Below are 13,943 nucleotides of genomic sequence, written 5' to 3'. Positions count from 1 at the left end.
CCTCGGTGTCGGCGGTACAGGCATCGAAACGCGCCCTTCCCGTCCAGCACGAAGCGCGAGCGTGTAGGGCGCGACGATGGGGCGGGGGGCCGAGATGTCGAGGGCCAGCGCGATCTGGGTGCCGGCGGCACGGGTCAGCTCGGCCTGCAGCTTGCGCTTTTCCTCGGTGCTCTGGCTCATCGCGGTGATCGACACCGAATTGGCCGAGAGCGAGATCTTGGACTGCGGCAGCAGGCGCAGCGCGATCAGGGCGTAGTCCACCGTCTCGTTCCAGCCGCGCGGGACCGGATAGTCGGCGGTCTGCAGCAGGTCCGAGACATCATCGACGCCGCGCAGCCGCTCGGCCCGCTCGACCAGGTCGTCACGGTCGAACTGCATCGGGATCAGGCCGATCAGCGACAGCTCGGGGCCGTTGCGCAGGATCTCGACCGAAAAGCGGGGCGGGGCAATGCCGGTGCGCGACTGCACCTGCATGCTGTCGATCACCCGCGAGGCATCGACCACGGTGCTGGCGACGGACTTTGCCGAGAAGCGCCGCGCCTCGGTGGGGGCAACGCCGCTCAGGACAACCTGCAGGCCATCTGCGGCCACCTCTGCCCAGGCCAGGTCGTTCAGGTCGAGGGCCTGGCGGACAGAGTATTCCGAGGTGGCTTCGATCTTGCTGACCGCGAAACCTGCAGCCACGAGGCTCCCGGCGGCGGCGGCGACGAAAGAGCCGGCGAGGATGGCGATGGCAGAGAGGCGCATGGGCGGTCTTGGGTCGTTTCGGTTCCTGAGATCTGTAGACCTGCGGGTCACTCTTGGCAATCAGAGCAGGATTGCGGCGGCGAAAAACGGCAAGGGCAGCAGGCCTGCGTTGCGATTGGACCGGAAAAGCATCAGCAGCCCGTCCATGTCTGTGTCATCGTAGCGCCTGAGCTGCCAGAGCAGGTGCCAGCCCATGGCCCAGGGCCCGAGCAGCGCCAGAACCAGCGCTCCGGGGCCGGCCTGGGGCATCAGCGCGCCAATGACGGCAATGCCGAACAGCGAGACAGTGGCGACCAGGAAGCGCGCCAGCCAAGCGGGGGTGCGCTCCATGAACAGGCGGGCGGTGGACTTCACGCCGATCAGCGCGTCGTCCTCCTTGTCCTGGTGGGCATAGATCGTGTCGTAGAACAGCGTCCAGCAGATCCCGGCGACATAGAGCACGAAGGGCGGCCACGAGAGGCTTTCGGCATGGGCGGCCCAGCCGAGGATGGCGCCCCAGTTGAAGGCGAGGCCCAGGAAGATCTGCGGCCACCAGGTGAAGCGCTTGGCAAAGGGATAGATGCAGACCGGCGCCAGAGAGATCACCCCCAGCAGGATCGCCAGCGGCGGGAAGGTCAGCAGGATGGCGAAGGCCACCAGCGCCTGCGCCACCATCCAGCCCACGGCCTGTTTCACCGAAACCTGCCCCGAGGGGATGGGGCGCGAGCGCGTGCGCTCGACCATGCCGTCGAAGTTGCGGTCGGTGATGTCGTTCCAGGTGCAGCCCGCGCCCCGCATCAGCCAGGCCCCCGCGCCGCAGCCGGCGAAGACCCACAGGTCCTGCCAGCGGGGATCGCCCCCGGCGACGATGGCCAGCAGCAGGCTCCACCAGCAGGGCAGCAGCAGCAGCCAGGTGCCGATGGGACGGTCGGCGCGCGAGAGCCGCAGGTAGGGGCGGGACCAGGCGGGGGCGATCTCGTCCACCCAGTTGCCCTTCACGGCGTCCGAAACCTGGCCCGCTCCGGTGGGTTTGCCCAGGTCTTGCTCTGGCGTCGTCGGTCCGCTGGTCATATGTAGGCCCCATGGATATGGCGAAGATCAGGCTCTGTGTAGAGCACCCGCTGGGGGAAGGGCAAACCGTTCCACTGGAACGTGACCAGGCGCATTACCTCTTCGGGGTGATGCGGCTGGTCGAGGGCGCCCTGGTGGCCCTATTCAACGGTCGTGACGGCGAATGGCAGGCCGAGGTCACCAGCGCCGGCAAGCGGGGCGGGGAACTGACATGCCGTCGCCTCTCGGCGGAGCAGGGGACGCCCCCGGATCTCTGGCTGCTCTTTGCGCCGATCAAGAAGGCGCGCACCGATTTTATCGTCGAGAAGGCGGCCGAGATCGGCGTGGCGCGGATCTGCCCGGTGCAGACCGAGTTCACAAACGCCGAGCGTATCCGCCGCGACCGCGCCCAGGCCCATGCCGTCGAGGCCGCCGAGCAATGCGGCAGCACCTATGTGCCCGAGGTCGACGACCTGGCCCGGCTGGACCGGCTGTTGGCAGACTGGCCGGCGGACCGCCAGCTGATGTTCTGCGACGAGGCCTTCGCCGATGCCTCCTACGGCACGCCGGATGGCGCGCCGCGCAGGCTGTCCGAGGCGCCGAAGGGCCCCTGGGCGGTGCTGATCGGCCCCGAGGGCGGCTTCTCGGTGGCCGAGCGCAAGCGGCTGCACAACCACCCGAATGTCTGGCCGGTGCAGCTTGGCCCCCGCATCCTGCGCGCCGATACGGCGGCGGTGGCGGCGCTGACGCTCTGGCACGCCACGCTGGGGGACTGGACATGATCCGCGAGGCCGCCCCCTCGGACATCCCCGCCATGGAGGCCTTCCTGGCGCGCTACCCCGAGACTTCGATGTTCCTGCGCAGCAACCTTGCCGCCGAGGGCGTCGGGCTGACCGAACATCCCTATTCCGGCGATTACCTGATCTGGCCTGCCGAGGGCGATATCCGCGCTGTCTTTGGCATCTCCGGGCGCGGCTTCCTGATGCTGCAATGCCCCGGCGCCGAGCCCGAGGCGCTGCAGGCCGCCGCCACGCATTTCGCCGGGCGGCGGATGCGCGGGCTGACCGGCGAGGCCGATCAGGCGGGTGCCTACCTGCAGGCGCTCGGGCTGGCGGGTGAGATCAGCCGCAACGAGGTCGAGCCGCTCTATCGTCTCGACCTGTCCGACCTGCCCGCGATGCCCGGCTCCACCCGCGCGCCGCAACCCGGGGACGAGCCGCTGCTGACGCGCTGGTTCCTCGACTACATCACCGACACTGGACTGGCCCCCGCCGATCCCGCCGAGGCGCTGGACGAGGCCGAGCGGCGGGCGCGCGACGCCGTGGCCGGCTACCCCTGCCGCCTGATGGTCGAGGAGGGCCGGCCGGTGGCCATGGCGGCGCTGAATTCGCAGGTGGCGGATGTGGTGCAGGTCGGCGGGGTCTTCGTGCCGCGCGAGGCACGCAATCGCGGGCTGGGGCGGCAGGTGACGGCGCTGGTGCTGGCCCATGCGCGCGACGCGGGTGCCCGGATGGCGCTGCTGTTCGCCGCCAGCCCGACGGCGGCACGGGCCTACGAGGCCATCGGCTTTCAGCGCATCGGCAGCTACCGGGTGGCAATGCCCGACCGGGTGCTGACCATTCCCGGCGGGGTCGCGGCGTGATCCGCCCCGAGCTCCGCAGCGCGCTGCTGCGCTGGCGCGAGGCCCTGCTGGGCGCCGTCGTGCTGGCGCTTGGCCTCTGGGGCGTTCTGGGCACCTATGGTTACATCCCCTGGCTGGCCGGCGTGCTGGCGCTGATCGGCGCCGCGCTGGTGCTGGCAGGTGTGCAGCGGGCCCGATTCCGCAACGCGGCGGGCGGCATCGGCGTGGTGAAGGTCGACGAGGGGCAGATCGCCTATTTTGGCCCCTTCACCGGCGGCGTCGTGGCGCTGAGCGAGATCTCTCGCCTGTCGCTGGATCCCGGCACCCGGCCGCCCTCGTGGCGGCTGGCGCAGCAGGGGCAACCCGACCTTATGATCCCGCTGGATGCCGAGGGCGCCGATGCGCTCTTTGACATCTTCGCCGCGCTGCCCGGGCTGCGCACCCAGAAACTGGTCAGCGAGGTGCAGCGCGCCACCCGGGCCGAGACGCCTCACCCTGTCGTGATCTGGGATCGTGCCCGGTTGCGGCTGCATTGACACCCGGCTGAAATCGGCTCAGACCTAACCCTCCCGCCCCCTGCCGGGCGCCCCAGAGACCCCGACGGAGTACCCTTCCATGTCCATTCCTCAATCGGGCGGCGGCCCCATCGAGCGGCACGAACAGCTGGCGGAATACCTGGCCGAGGGCTGCAAGCCCCGCGAAGACTGGCGCATCGGCACCGAGCACGAGAAATTCGGCTACTGCAAGGACAGCCTGAAGCCGCTGCCCTACGAGGGCGAACGCTCGATCCACGCGGTCCTGTCGGGCCTGCGCGACCGCTATGGCTGGGCGCCGGTGGAAGAGGGCGGCAAGCTGATCGGCCTGACCAAGGACGGTGCCAATGTCAGCCTCGAACCTGGCGGCGCGCTGGAGCTGTCGGGCGCTCCGCTTGAGACCATCCACCAGACCTGCGACGAGGTGAACGAGCACCTGAAGGAGGTGAAGAGCATCGCCGATCAGATCGGCGTCGGCTTCATCGGCCTCGGCGCCGCGCCGACCTGGAGCCATGAGGAAATGCCCCTCATGCCCAAGGGCCGCTACAAGCTGATGGATGCCTACATGGGCCGCGTCGGCACCACCGGCACCACGATGATGCGCCGCACCTGCACCGTGCAGGTGAACCTCGATTTCGGCTCCGAGGCGGACATGGTGCAGAAGATGCGCGTGGCGCTGGCGCTGCAGCCCGTCGCGACGGCGCTGTTCGCCAATTCGCCCTTCTTCGAAAACAAGCCGAACGGGATGAAATCCTACCGCTCCTGGGTGTGGCGCAACCTCGACGCGGCGCGCACCGGGATGCTGCCCTTCGTATTCGACGAGGGCTTCGGCTTCGAGGCCTGGGCCGAGTATGCGCTGGATGTGCCGATGTACTTCGTCTACCGCGACGGCAAGTATATCGACGCCCTGGGCCAGAGCTTCCGCGACTTCCTGAAGGGCGAGCTGCCCGCGCTGCCGGGCGAGAAGCCGACGCTGTCGGACTGGGCCGACCACCTGACCACCGCCTTCCCCGAGGCGCGGCTGAAGAAGTTCATCGAGATGCGCGGCGCCGATGGCGGCCCCTGGCGCCGCCTCTGCGCGTTGCCTGCCTTCTGGGTCGGGCTGATGTACGACCAGGGCGCGCTGGATGCCGCCTGGGACCTGGTCAAGGGCTGGACCGCGCCGCAGCGCGAGGCCCTGCGCGTCGCCGCTGCCGACCAGGGCCTGCAGGGCAAGGTCGACGGCATCGACATGCACGACCTGGCCCGCCAGGTGCTCGAGATCGCCGAAGCCGGCCTCAAGGCCCGCGCCCGCCCCGGAGCAGGCGGCCTGATCCCCGACGAGACGCATTTCCTCAACGCGCTGAAGGAAAGCGTGGAAAGCGGGCTTGTGCCGGCGGACGAGCTACTGGAAAGATACCGTGGCGAATGGGGAGGGGACATCTCCCGCATCTTCGCTGACTACAGCTACTGACCCCCGGGCGTCCCTCCGCCCGCGGGTCGGAACGGAGGGACGATGCGACATTTCATGATCCGGGCCTTCGAGGCCCTGATCCTGCTGTTCTGCGGGATCGCGGCGATTGCCGTCTGTATCCTGGCGGCAGGCCTGGTGGCCAGCGGGCAGGTGCTTCCCGGTCTCGAACAGCTGGGCATTGCGGCGCCGATGCTGGGCGCTTCCGACCCCGCGGCGGTGCTGGACGCGCTGGAGAGCGGCTCGCAGCGGGCCGGGCCCGCTGAGGTCTGGCTGAGCGCGGCGGTGCTGGTGGTCTCGGGGTTCGTCGGGATCATCCTGTTCGGAGGCGGCGCGCTGACCCTCACGGGGATCTATCGCAAGATGGCGCGGCTGGTCGATCTGGTCGACGCGACGCCGGTCGACTGACCGGCCCGGCGTTCCCGGCGCCCGACGCGGGCGACAGCGGGTGCCACGGGACGTCTGGCGCCGGTCGCCTCTTTCCACTGGGCCGGCGGCCAAGTCGTGAGAACGCTTCGGAGGCGGCCCGGCAGGGGCGCCGCCAATCTTCGGATCAGGCGGTTTTCTTCTTTTTCTTCTTGGGTTTGTCTGCCCTTGGCTGGGCCGCATCGTCCTGTTCGGGCGTCAGCAGATCGGCGAGGTCCTCGCCCAGCTCAACCATCTGTGCCTGCTGCGCGGCGGGCAGTTCGCCCAGTTGCAGCATGACGGCGTCGAGGCGGGTCAGGGTGGCGGCGGTTGCGGCCATCCGGTCGCGGATGCGGGGCGGGGTGCCGTCGCCGGCGGCCGCCTCCAGCAGGGTTTCCAGCACGTCCAGCGCCGGCACCATTTCGCGCTCGCGCCGCGCGCGGGCGATGGCACGGGCCAGGTCATCCATGTCGCGCGGCGAGGTGAAATAGTCCTTGCGATCGCCCAGTCGGCGGCTCAGTTCGATCACGCGCCAGCTCTGAAGCTCTTTCAGGCCGGCCGAGACGTTGGAGCGCGCCAGCCCCAGCGTGGCACTGATCTCTCCGGCCGAAAGCGGTTCGGGCCAGAGGTGCAGCAGGGCGAGGATCTGCGCCGCTGATCTGTTGAGCCCCCATCGGTTGCCCATTTCACCCCAATGCAGGATGACGCCCTGCATTGCGCGGCTCAGTTCAGCCATGGTTCCCTCCCCCGTCGCCTTGGATCGCCATAGCACGCGGTCGCGATTTCACCAAACGGCGGCGCATCCTGCGGTGGCAGAGGTCGGGGGCTGCGGCGTCAGGGCCGCAATTGTGGGCAGGGTGTCAGCCCTTGCGGCCGCCGATGCGGGGCTCTTCGCCTTTCAGCAGGCGGCGGATATTGGGGGCGTGGCGGATGAAGATCAGCACCGCAAGGGCCAGCGCCAGGGCGATCGCCTGCGGCCGGTCCAGCGCCCAGAGCCAGAGCGGCGTGGCCGCCGCCGCCGTCAGCGCCGAGAGCGAGGAGATGCGGAAGACCGCCGCCATCAGCGCCCAGGTGGCACAGGCCGCGAGGCCGACCGGGAACGAAAAGGCCAGCAGGGTGCCGAGGAAGGTCGCCACGCCCTTGCCGCCCCGGAAGCCCAGCCAGACCGGGAAGCAATGGCCGAGGAAGGCCGCGAAACCGGCCAGCTGCACGGCGTCCTCTCCGGCCAGCGCGCGGGCGATCAGCACCGCCGCCGCGCCCTTGCCGCTGTCCAGGATCAGGGTCAGGAAGGCCGCCAGCTTGTTGCCGGTGCGCAGCACGTTGGTCGCGCCGATATTGCCGGACCCGATCTGGCGCAGGTCACCCAGCCCGAAGGCGCGGGCAATCACGATGCCGAAGGGGACCGAGCCCAGCAGATAGCCGAGCCCGCCTGCCAGCAGCAGGGTCAGCGCGGAAGAGGTGATCTCAGGCAGCATTCAGGGGCTCTCCGTGAACCTGTTGACCGCCGACGAAGGTGGCACGGACTCGGCCCTGCATGCGGGCGCTGTCGAAAGGGGTGTTCTTGGACTTGGACAGCAGCTTGAAGCGGTCCAGCACGAAGGGGGCGTGGGGGTCGAAGAGCACGAGGTCGGCAGGGGCGCCAGCGGTGAGGCGGCCGGTTTCCAGCCCGAGGCGTTTCGAGGGGTTCAGTGACAGGGCGCGGAACAGTACCGGCAGGGTCAGGTCCCCTGCGTGGACCAGCCGCATGGCGGCAGGCAGCAGGGTTTCCAGCCCGACGGCACCCGAGGCGGCCTCTTCAAACGGCAGGCGCTTGCTTTCCTCGTCCTGCGGCGTGTGCATCGAGGAGATGATGTCGATCAGCCCCGAGGCCACGGCCTCGACCACCGCCTGGCGGTCCTCTTCGGCGCGCAGGGGCGGCTTCACCTTGAAGAAGGTGCGGTAGTCCGAGACGTCGTATTCGTTCAGCGTCAGGTGGTGGATCGAGACCCCGGCGGTGACGTCCAGCCCGTTCCTCTTGGCCCGTTCCAGCGCGGGCAGGGCACGGGCCGTCGTCACCTGGTCGAAATGGTAGCGTGCGCCGGTCATCTCGAGCAGCGAGACATCGCGGTCGATCCCCATGCGCTCGGCCATGGGCGAGACGGCGGACAGGCCCTTCAGCGCGGCGAACTTGCCCGAGGTGGCGCAGGCGCCCTTGCTCAGGCCGGGTTCCTGGATGTGGCCCAGCACCAGCGCGCCGCGCGCCTTGGCATAGGTCAGGGCACGTTGCAGCACCTTGGTATCGGTGACCACGCGGTCGCAATCGGTGAAGGCCACCGCACCGGCATCCATCAGGAAGCCGATCTCGGTCATCTCGCGGCCCTCGCGGGCCTTGGTCAGCGCGGCCATGGGCAGCACGCGGACCGGCGCATCCTCGCGGGCGCGGCGGGTGACGAATTCCAGCGTCTCGGGGTTGTCGATGGCGGGATTTGTGTCGGGACGGGTGACGATGGTGGTCACCCCGCCCGCCGCCGCCGCGCGTCCGGCGGTGCCGAAGCTTTCCTTGTGCCGCTCACCGGGCTCGCAGACCTTGACGCCGATATCGACGATCCCGGGGGCAAGGCAAAGGCCGCCGCAGTCGATCACACTCTCGGCCCCGGCCTTTTCGGCTTCGGCGCCCGTGGCGAGGATACGGCCCCCGGCGATCAGCAGGCTTCCCGGTGCCTCCGTCCCGGTTTCGGGGTCGATGAGGATGGCATTGGTCAGAAGCGTGGTGGTCATCGGCGGGCCTTGCTGCTCGGGTCGTCAGGAAGAGGCGCGGGCACGGCGGGGCCGCGCCGGCCTCTGAAGCCCGCTATAAAGCAAGCGCGCGCAGGGCGGTAGGCGGGAAATGGCGGCGAGGCTCAGAGCAGCGAGAGCGCCAGCCAGAACAGCGCGCCCAGCAGGGCCAGGCCACCGATGATCAGCACCAGTTGCCAGGGGCGCGACAGGCGTCCGCCCGTCGGCAGCGGGCCCGTCACCGGGGGCAGGGTGCCCGTCGCCGCCCGCGCCGAGAGCGGCGCCAGGCCGATTGGCGTGTACGTGGTGCCATAGCGTCCGACCAGGCTGAGGCCGCGGGGCAGGGGCAGCACCCGGTCTTCCAGCCCGGCGACACGGCCGCGCAGCAGCACCACGGGGGCGGTCAGCGCCTCCAGCCGGTCGCGGTCGCCGGCGATCCCGGTGGCGTCCAGACCCAGCCCCTCGATCAGGTAGCCCGCAAGGCCGATGCCCTCGAGATCGGCGGGGTTGACCAGTTCGACCTCGCCTTCCTGATCGGGCGTCAGGCCGAGGATCCCGGCGACGGTCTGCCCGGCGTGACCGTTCAGCCGCTTCGGCGCCAGCAGCGGCGCCATCTGCGGCGTTTCCGGGTCGACGGCCAGCACGAAGACCGCCTCGCGGTCGGTGGGCCCGAGGGTCAGCACCTCGGCGCTGGCGGGGATGACGGGGTCTGGCTGGGGCATGGCGGGCCTTTCGTTGCAGGGGTCCTCAGGCGGTCTGCCTTGCCCGGACCTGCTCGATCAGGGCGAAGACCTCGCGCGCGTCCTCTATCCGTTCAAACCCGATGCGGCGGGTGCGGGTTCCGCGTTTCACCCGAACCTCGTCTTCGGCGAAGAGGACCGAGGCGGGCGAGCCGGGGAGGAAGCTGACCCTTGAAGCAGGCGTCAGGCGGTAGCTGTCCAGTGTCCGGTGACCCAGCAGGGTATGGCGGGCGATGAAGGCACGGCGATTGGTCAGAGTGTACCATGTCCGTCGCCGTTTGAGGGGATCAAGCACCGGCTTGCCGATGGCGATGCCGATGCCGACCGAGAAATGCAGCAGGCCGAACATCCAGAAAGCGCCCCCGGCCTGCGCTGCCATGATCATCCAGAACAGCGCGAAACCTGCGAAGAACAGGCCGAAAAGAAGCTGCATGGGGTTGATCTGGCGCAGGGTCATCCGGCCGTCGGGCCGGCCCTGCCAGAGGATCGACTCTCCCTGCTCCAGCAGTCCTTCCCAGCCTTCGGGGGCGCTGGCCTGCCTGTTGCTCTGCCTCATCCTGGCTCCTCTTGCATCGCGGACCGGTCGCGGCGCGGGATCATCGCCCGCGCTGCCTTCGGGAAAGATGGCGGAAAGGCGAAGGGCCCCGCAAGGGTGCAGGGCCCGTGTCGCTTTCGCCCCGCAGGCGCAGGCGGGCCGGTTCAGTGCGGACTGCTCAGGCGGCGGCTTCGGCGCGGCGGGCGCGCAGGTTCTGCGCCAGCAGGTCCATCGCCGCCATGCGCACAGCCACGCCCATCTCGACCTGGTCGCGGATCACGCTGCGGTTGATGTCGTCGGCGATGGTGCCGTCGATCTCGACGCCGCGGTTCATCGGGCCGGGGTGCATGACGATGGCATCGGGGGCGGCATGGGCCAGCTTCTCGGCGTCCAGCCCGTAGCGGTGGTAATACTCGCGCTCGGACGGGATGAAGCCGCCGTCCATACGTTCCTTCTGGAGGCGCAGCATCATCACGACGTCGACGTCCTTCAGACCCTCTTCCATGCTGTCATAGACCTCGCAGCCCAGCTCGGCGAAGGCGCCGGGCACCAGGGTCGGCGGGCCGACGAGGCGGATGCGGTTTTCCATCTTGTGCAGCAGCAGCAGGTTCGAACGCGCCACGCGGCTGTGCGCGATGTCGCCGCAGATGGCGATGTTCAGGCGGTGCAGGCGACCCTTGGCGCGGCGGATGGTCAGCGCATCCAGCAGCGCCTGCGTCGGGTGTTCGTGCCGCCCGTCACCGGCGTTCAGCACGGCGCAGTTCACCTTCTGCGCCAGCAGGTCGACGGCGCCGGAATTCGGATGCCGCACCACCAGCAGGTCCGGGTGCATGGCGTTCAGCGTCAGCGCGGTGTCGATCAGCGTCTCGCCCTTCTTCACCGAGCTGGCCTGCATCGCCATGTTCATCACGTCGGCCCCAAGGCGCTTGCCCGCCAGCTCGAAGCTGGCCTGGGTGCGCGTCGAGTTCTCGAAGAACATGTTGATCTGGGTCAGCCCGGCCAGCGCGTCGGAATGCTTGTCGGCCGAGCGGTTGAGGGCGACGTAGTCCTCGGCCAGGTCCAGCAGGGTGGTGATCTCGTCCGGCGCCAGGCGTTCGATGCCGAGAAGGTGGGTCTGCCTGAAGCTCATGGGGATCTCCTGCGCGCTGCTGCTTGGGGGCTTATAGGCCGGGGCGGCCATCGGCGGCAATGCCTGCCCGCAGCGCCGCGCGGCCACGGGCGCTTTCCTGTGCCGGGGCGGCGGGATAGGGTGGCCCCCATGGAATCGACGCAGCCGCAAGAGATGGATTGGCACCTGGCCCGGGCCCTGCTGGAATGGCAGGTCGAGATGGGCGTGGACGAATGCATCTCGGATGAGCCGGTGGACCGTTTCGACCTGCCCGTCGAAGCGCCGAAGGCGCGGCGCAACCAGCCCGAGGCCCCGGTGGTCCGGCAGGAGATCGACGCCTCGGACATTGCCCGGCAGGCGGCGCAGGGTGCGGCCAGCCTCGAGGCGCTGCGCGAGGCCATGGCCGCCTATGAACACTGCGACCTCAAGCGCGGGGCGCGCAACCTGGTCTTTTCCGACGGCAATCCGAAGGCGCGGGTGATGATCCTGGGCGAGGCACCGGGCCGCGACGAGGACCGTGAGGGGCGCCCCTTCGTCGGGCGCGCCGGCCAGCTGCTGGACCGGATGCTGGGGGCCATCGGCCTGGCGCGCGGCGCGGAAGAGCCCGAAGAGGCGGTCTACATCACCAACGTGCTGCCCTGGCGGCCGCCGCAGAACCGCGACCCGAAGCCGGAAGAGATCGCCATGATGCTGCCCTTCGTGCAGCGGCACGTGGCGCTGGTGCAGCCGCAGGTTCTTGTCCTGATGGGCAATATCGCCTGCCAGGCGGCGATGAACAAACGCGGCATCCTGAAGCTGCGCGGCACCTGGGCCCAGGCCTTCGGGCTGCCCGCATTGCCGATGACCCACCCCGCCTACCTGCTGCGCCAGCCCCAGGCCAAGCGCGAGGCCTGGTCGGACCTGCTCTCGCTCAGGGCGAAGCTGGAGGATCTCTGAATGCCGATCGAGCTTGTCGTGCTGCTGACCTTCATCCCCGCCTCGCTGGCGCTGAACCTGACGCCGGGGGCGGACATGATGTTCTGCGCCGGGCAGGGGCTGCGGGCCGGACCGGGGGCCGCCTGGCGGGCCAGCGGCGGCGTCGCCCTGGGCGGGCTGATCCATGCCACGGTGGCCGGGCTTGGCGTCGGCGGCCTGGTTGCGGCCCATCCCGGTGCGCTGCTGGCGATCCGCTGGATCGGTGCGGGCTACCTGCTGTGGATGGCCTGGCAGATCCTGCGCGCCGAGGCCTCGGGGCCGGACCTGCGCCCGGCGCGGCCCTTCCGTGACGGGCTGCTGGTCAATCTGACCAATCCCAAGGTCATCCTCTTCATCCTCGCCTTCGTGCCGCAGTTCGTCGATGCCTCGGCGCCGCTGCTGCCGCAGTTCCTGGTCTTCGGCGCCGTGCTCTCGGCGGGCGGCTTCGTGGTCAACGGGCTGGCGGGGGCGCTGGCCGGGGTGGCCCGCGCCCGCATGCCCGGCACGGGCCCCTGGCTGCGGCGTCTCTCGGCGGGCATCTTCGCCGCGCTGGCGCTGCGCCTGATGCTGGGCGGGAGGGCCTGAGATGGCCGCCACGGACCGCCCCTTCATCCCCGTCCGGATCGCCGTGCTGACCGTCTCGGACAGCCGTTCCCTTGCCGAGGACCGCTCGGGCGACACGCTGGTCGCGCGGATCGAGGCCGCTGGGCACCACCTCGTCCGCCGCGAGATCCTGCCTGACGAGCGTGCCCTGATCCGCGACCAGCTGGCCGCCTGGGTGGCCGACGCAGAGGTCGACGTGGTGATCTCGACCGGCGGCACTGGGCTGACCGGGCGCGACGTGACCGTCGAGGCGCATCGCGATGTCTACGAGAAGGAGATCGACGCCTTCTCGACCGTCTTCACCATCGTCTCCATGAGGAAGATCGGCACCTCGGCAGTGCAGAGCCGCGCCACGGGCGGGGTTGCGGGGGGCACCTACCTGTTCGCGCTGCCCGGCAGCCCCGGTGCCTGCCGCGATGCCTGGGACGAAATCCTGGTCAAGCAGCTGGATTACCGGCACATGCCCTGCAACTTCGTTGAAATAATGCCCCGCCTTGACGAAAAAATGCGACGGAAAGTCTGAGCCGGCGCGTATTAACGCGTAACGGCCTTGTTTCTTGGCATATTGAACAAGTTCGGGAAGACTCCCGCCAGCCAGGTATTGAACGGACCCTACGCCATGCGCTTTCTCACCCGCAGCCTGATGGGGCTGTTCCTTCTTTCGGTGACGCTGGGGCTGGTGGCCTATGCCGGCAGCCTTGTCCGCGATGCGGTCGAGGTGCGGATGAGCCGTGAACCCTTCATGCCGCGCGGGCAGGAGCGTGAGTTCGCCGTGAACGTGGTCTCCGCCCGGTCCGAGACCATCGCCCCCGTGCTCTCGGTCTTCGGAGAGGTGCAGAGCCGCCGAACGCTGGAATTGCGCTCTGCCGCTGCCGGTCCGGTGATCGCGCTGGCGCCGGAATTCGTCGAGGGCGGGCAGGTGGTTGCGGGGCAGGTGCTGCTGCGCATCGACCCTGCGCAGGCCGAGGCGGCCCGGGACCGTGCCCGCGCCGACCTGGCCGATGCCGAGGCCGAGGTGCGCGACGCCGCCCGCGCGGTCGAGATCGCCCGCGATACCCTTGCCGCCGCCGAGGACCAGGCCCAGTTGCGCGCCCGGGCGCTGGACCGCCAGAATACCCTGATGGATCGTGGCGTCGGCTCTGCCGCAGCCCAGGAAGAGGCCGAACTTGCGGCCTCGTCGGCGCGGCAGTCGGTGCTTTCGGCGCGCAATGCCGAGGCCGCGGCCGAGGCGCGGATCGACAGTGCCGCGACCGCGCTCGACCGCGCCCGCATCGCCATGACGGAGGCCGAGCGCGACCTGGACGACACCGTGCTGCGCGCCGGGTTCGACGGCACCCTCTCGGGGGTGACGCTGGTCGAGGGGCGCCTGGTCTCCGCCAACGAGGTGCTGGCCGAGCTGATCGACCCGGTGGCGCTCGAGGTGGCCTTCCGGGTGTCGACGCCGCAGTATTCGCGCCTGCTGGA

16 protein-coding genes and 1 pseudogene are annotated in these 13,943 nt (G+C 69.7%); 9 read left to right on the top strand and 8 right to left on the bottom strand.

The annotated features are described in order from the left end of the window. Together OS124_RS0116965 and ubiA are read right to left on the bottom strand one after the other, a co-directional pair. Positions 1-747, bottom strand: a 747-nt coding sequence (locus OS124_RS0116965) for a BON domain-containing protein (RefSeq protein WP_010141023.1), incomplete at its 3' end; no start/stop codon positions are given. A gap of 60 nt (positions 748-807) precedes the next feature. Next, positions 808-1,797, bottom strand: coding sequence for a 4-hydroxybenzoate octaprenyltransferase (gene ubiA / locus OS124_RS0116960; RefSeq protein WP_010141022.1), 990 nt, complete (start codon positions 1,795-1,797; stop codon positions 808-810). Between the two features lie 11 nt (positions 1,798-1,808). Between ubiA and OS124_RS0116955 the strand changes: the two genes are divergently transcribed. The 5 genes from OS124_RS0116955 to OS124_RS0116935 all read left to right on the top strand — a co-directional run bounded on the left by OS124_RS0116955 (position 1,809) and on the right by OS124_RS0116935 (position 5,788). Then, on the top strand, positions 1,809-2,558 hold the full coding sequence (locus tag OS124_RS0116955) for a 16S rRNA (uracil(1498)-N(3))-methyltransferase (protein ID WP_010141021.1): 750 nt from the start codon (positions 1,809-1,811) through the stop codon (positions 2,556-2,558). After that, a complete protein-coding gene (locus tag OS124_RS26190) occupies positions 2,555-3,418 on the top strand; it encodes a GNAT family N-acetyltransferase (RefSeq protein ID WP_010141020.1) in 864 nt (287 codons plus the stop codon). The genes OS124_RS0116955 and OS124_RS26190 overlap by 4 nt, the downstream gene beginning before the upstream one ends. Next, entirely contained in the window at positions 3,415-3,933 is a 519-nt protein-coding gene (locus OS124_RS0116945; RefSeq protein WP_010141019.1) for a hypothetical protein, read from the top strand. Before OS124_RS26190 ends, OS124_RS0116945 begins: the two co-directional genes overlap by 4 nt. Before the next feature lie 79 nt (positions 3,934-4,012). Next, positions 4,013-5,383 carry a glutamate--cysteine ligase gene (locus tag OS124_RS0116940; protein ID WP_010141018.1) on the top strand — a complete coding sequence of 457 codons (1,371 nt, stop codon included), beginning with the start codon at positions 4,013-4,015 and terminating at the stop codon, positions 5,381-5,383. 42 nt (positions 5,384-5,425) lie between these two features. Next, entirely contained in the window at positions 5,426-5,788 is a 363-nt protein-coding gene (locus tag OS124_RS0116935; protein WP_010141017.1) for a hypothetical protein, read from the top strand. Between the two features lie 145 nt (positions 5,789-5,933). Here the strand turns inward: OS124_RS0116935 and OS124_RS25040 are convergent, their stop codons facing one another. From OS124_RS25040 to OS124_RS0116905, 6 genes are all read right to left on the bottom strand, one after another. Next, positions 5,934-6,521 carry a GbsR/MarR family transcriptional regulator gene (locus OS124_RS25040; protein ID WP_010141016.1) on the bottom strand — a complete coding sequence of 196 codons (588 nt, stop codon included), beginning with the start codon at positions 6,519-6,521 and terminating at the stop codon, positions 5,934-5,936. Positions 6,522-6,645: 124 nt separating this feature from the next. Next, positions 6,646-7,257 (bottom strand): glycerol-3-phosphate 1-O-acyltransferase PlsY, encoded by a 612-nt coding sequence (gene plsY / locus OS124_RS0116925; protein ID WP_029375518.1) that lies wholly within the window; start codon positions 7,255-7,257, stop codon positions 6,646-6,648. Then, positions 7,250-8,542: a dihydroorotase gene (gene pyrC / locus OS124_RS0116920; protein WP_010141014.1), complete on the bottom strand. Its 1,293-nt coding sequence runs from the start codon at positions 8,540-8,542 to the stop codon at positions 7,250-7,252. Before pyrC ends, plsY begins: the two co-directional genes overlap by 8 nt. A gap of 122 nt (positions 8,543-8,664) precedes the next feature. Continuing rightward, the gene (locus OS124_RS26185) at positions 8,665-9,261 is read right to left on the bottom strand and encodes a hypothetical protein (RefSeq protein WP_010141012.1); all 597 of its coding nucleotides are present in this window, start codon (positions 9,259-9,261) and stop codon (positions 8,665-8,667) included. Positions 9,262-9,286: 25 nt separating this feature from the next. After that, complete coding sequence (locus OS124_RS0116910) at positions 9,287-9,835, bottom strand: hypothetical protein (RefSeq protein WP_010141011.1); 549 nt, start codon at positions 9,833-9,835, stop codon at positions 9,287-9,289. Between the two features lie 157 nt (positions 9,836-9,992). After that, entirely contained in the window at positions 9,993-10,943 is a 951-nt protein-coding gene (locus tag OS124_RS0116905; protein WP_010141010.1) for an aspartate carbamoyltransferase catalytic subunit, read from the bottom strand. A 129-nt stretch (positions 10,944-11,072) separates the two neighbouring features. Between OS124_RS0116905 and OS124_RS0116900 the strand changes: the two genes are divergently transcribed. From OS124_RS0116900 to OS124_RS0116885, 4 genes and pseudogenes are all read left to right on the top strand, one after another. Then, positions 11,073-11,858 carry a uracil-DNA glycosylase gene (locus tag OS124_RS0116900; RefSeq protein ID WP_010141009.1) on the top strand — a complete coding sequence of 262 codons (786 nt, stop codon included), beginning with the start codon at positions 11,073-11,075 and terminating at the stop codon, positions 11,856-11,858. Further along, the gene (locus OS124_RS0116895) at positions 11,859-12,461 is read left to right on the top strand and encodes a LysE family translocator (protein ID WP_010141008.1); all 603 of its coding nucleotides are present in this window, start codon (positions 11,859-11,861) and stop codon (positions 12,459-12,461) included. Between the two features lies 1 nt (position 12,462). After that, a complete protein-coding gene (moaB, locus tag OS124_RS0116890; RefSeq protein ID WP_010141007.1) occupies positions 12,463-13,002 on the top strand; it encodes a molybdenum cofactor biosynthesis protein B in 540 nt (179 codons plus the stop codon). A gap of 96 nt (positions 13,003-13,098) precedes the next feature. Continuing rightward, positions 13,099-13,943 (top strand): annotated as a pseudogene (locus OS124_RS0116885) (efflux RND transporter periplasmic adaptor subunit); the annotation flags it as partial.

Source organism: Oceanicola sp. S124, from assembly GCF_000220565.1.
Taxonomy (GTDB): domain Bacteria; phylum Pseudomonadota; class Alphaproteobacteria; order Rhodobacterales; family Rhodobacteraceae; genus Pseudooceanicola.
This window is presented reverse-complemented; position numbering and strand designations above follow the sequence as displayed.

What these genes read in the sequence shown, in the direction of transcription:
- OS124_RS0116955 (WP_010141021.1), top strand. Translation starts at nt 1,809, where the DNA reads ATGGATATGGCGAAGATCAGGCTCTGTGTAGAGCACCCGCTGGGGGAA.
- moaB (WP_010141007.1), top strand. Translation starts at nt 12,463, where the DNA reads ATGGCCGCCACGGACCGCCCCTTCATCCCCGTCCGGATCGCCGTGCTG.
- OS124_RS25040 (WP_010141016.1), bottom strand. Translation starts at nt 6,521, where the DNA reads ATGGCTGAACTGAGCCGCGCAATGCAGGGCGTCATCCTGCATTGGGGT.
- OS124_RS26190 (WP_010141020.1), top strand. Translation starts at nt 2,555, where the DNA reads ATGATCCGCGAGGCCGCCCCCTCGGACATCCCCGCCATGGAGGCCTTC.
- OS124_RS26185 (WP_010141012.1), bottom strand. Translation starts at nt 9,261, where the DNA reads ATGCCCCAGCCAGACCCCGTCATCCCCGCCAGCGCCGAGGTGCTGACC.
- OS124_RS0116905 (WP_010141010.1), bottom strand. Translation starts at nt 10,943, where the DNA reads ATGAGCTTCAGGCAGACCCACCTTCTCGGCATCGAACGCCTGGCGCCG.
- OS124_RS0116895 (WP_010141008.1), top strand. Translation starts at nt 11,859, where the DNA reads ATGCCGATCGAGCTTGTCGTGCTGCTGACCTTCATCCCCGCCTCGCTG.
- ubiA (WP_010141022.1), bottom strand. Translation starts at nt 1,797, where the DNA reads ATGACCAGCGGACCGACGACGCCAGAGCAAGACCTGGGCAAACCCACC.
- OS124_RS0116900 (WP_010141009.1), top strand. Translation starts at nt 11,073, where the DNA reads ATGGAATCGACGCAGCCGCAAGAGATGGATTGGCACCTGGCCCGGGCC.
- OS124_RS0116940 (WP_010141018.1), top strand. Translation starts at nt 4,013, where the DNA reads ATGTCCATTCCTCAATCGGGCGGCGGCCCCATCGAGCGGCACGAACAG.
- pyrC (WP_010141014.1), bottom strand. Translation starts at nt 8,542, where the DNA reads ATGACCACCACGCTTCTGACCAATGCCATCCTCATCGACCCCGAAACC.
- OS124_RS0116935 (WP_010141017.1), top strand. Translation starts at nt 5,426, where the DNA reads ATGCGACATTTCATGATCCGGGCCTTCGAGGCCCTGATCCTGCTGTTC.
- OS124_RS0116910 (WP_010141011.1), bottom strand. Translation starts at nt 9,835, where the DNA reads ATGAGGCAGAGCAACAGGCAGGCCAGCGCCCCCGAAGGCTGGGAAGGA.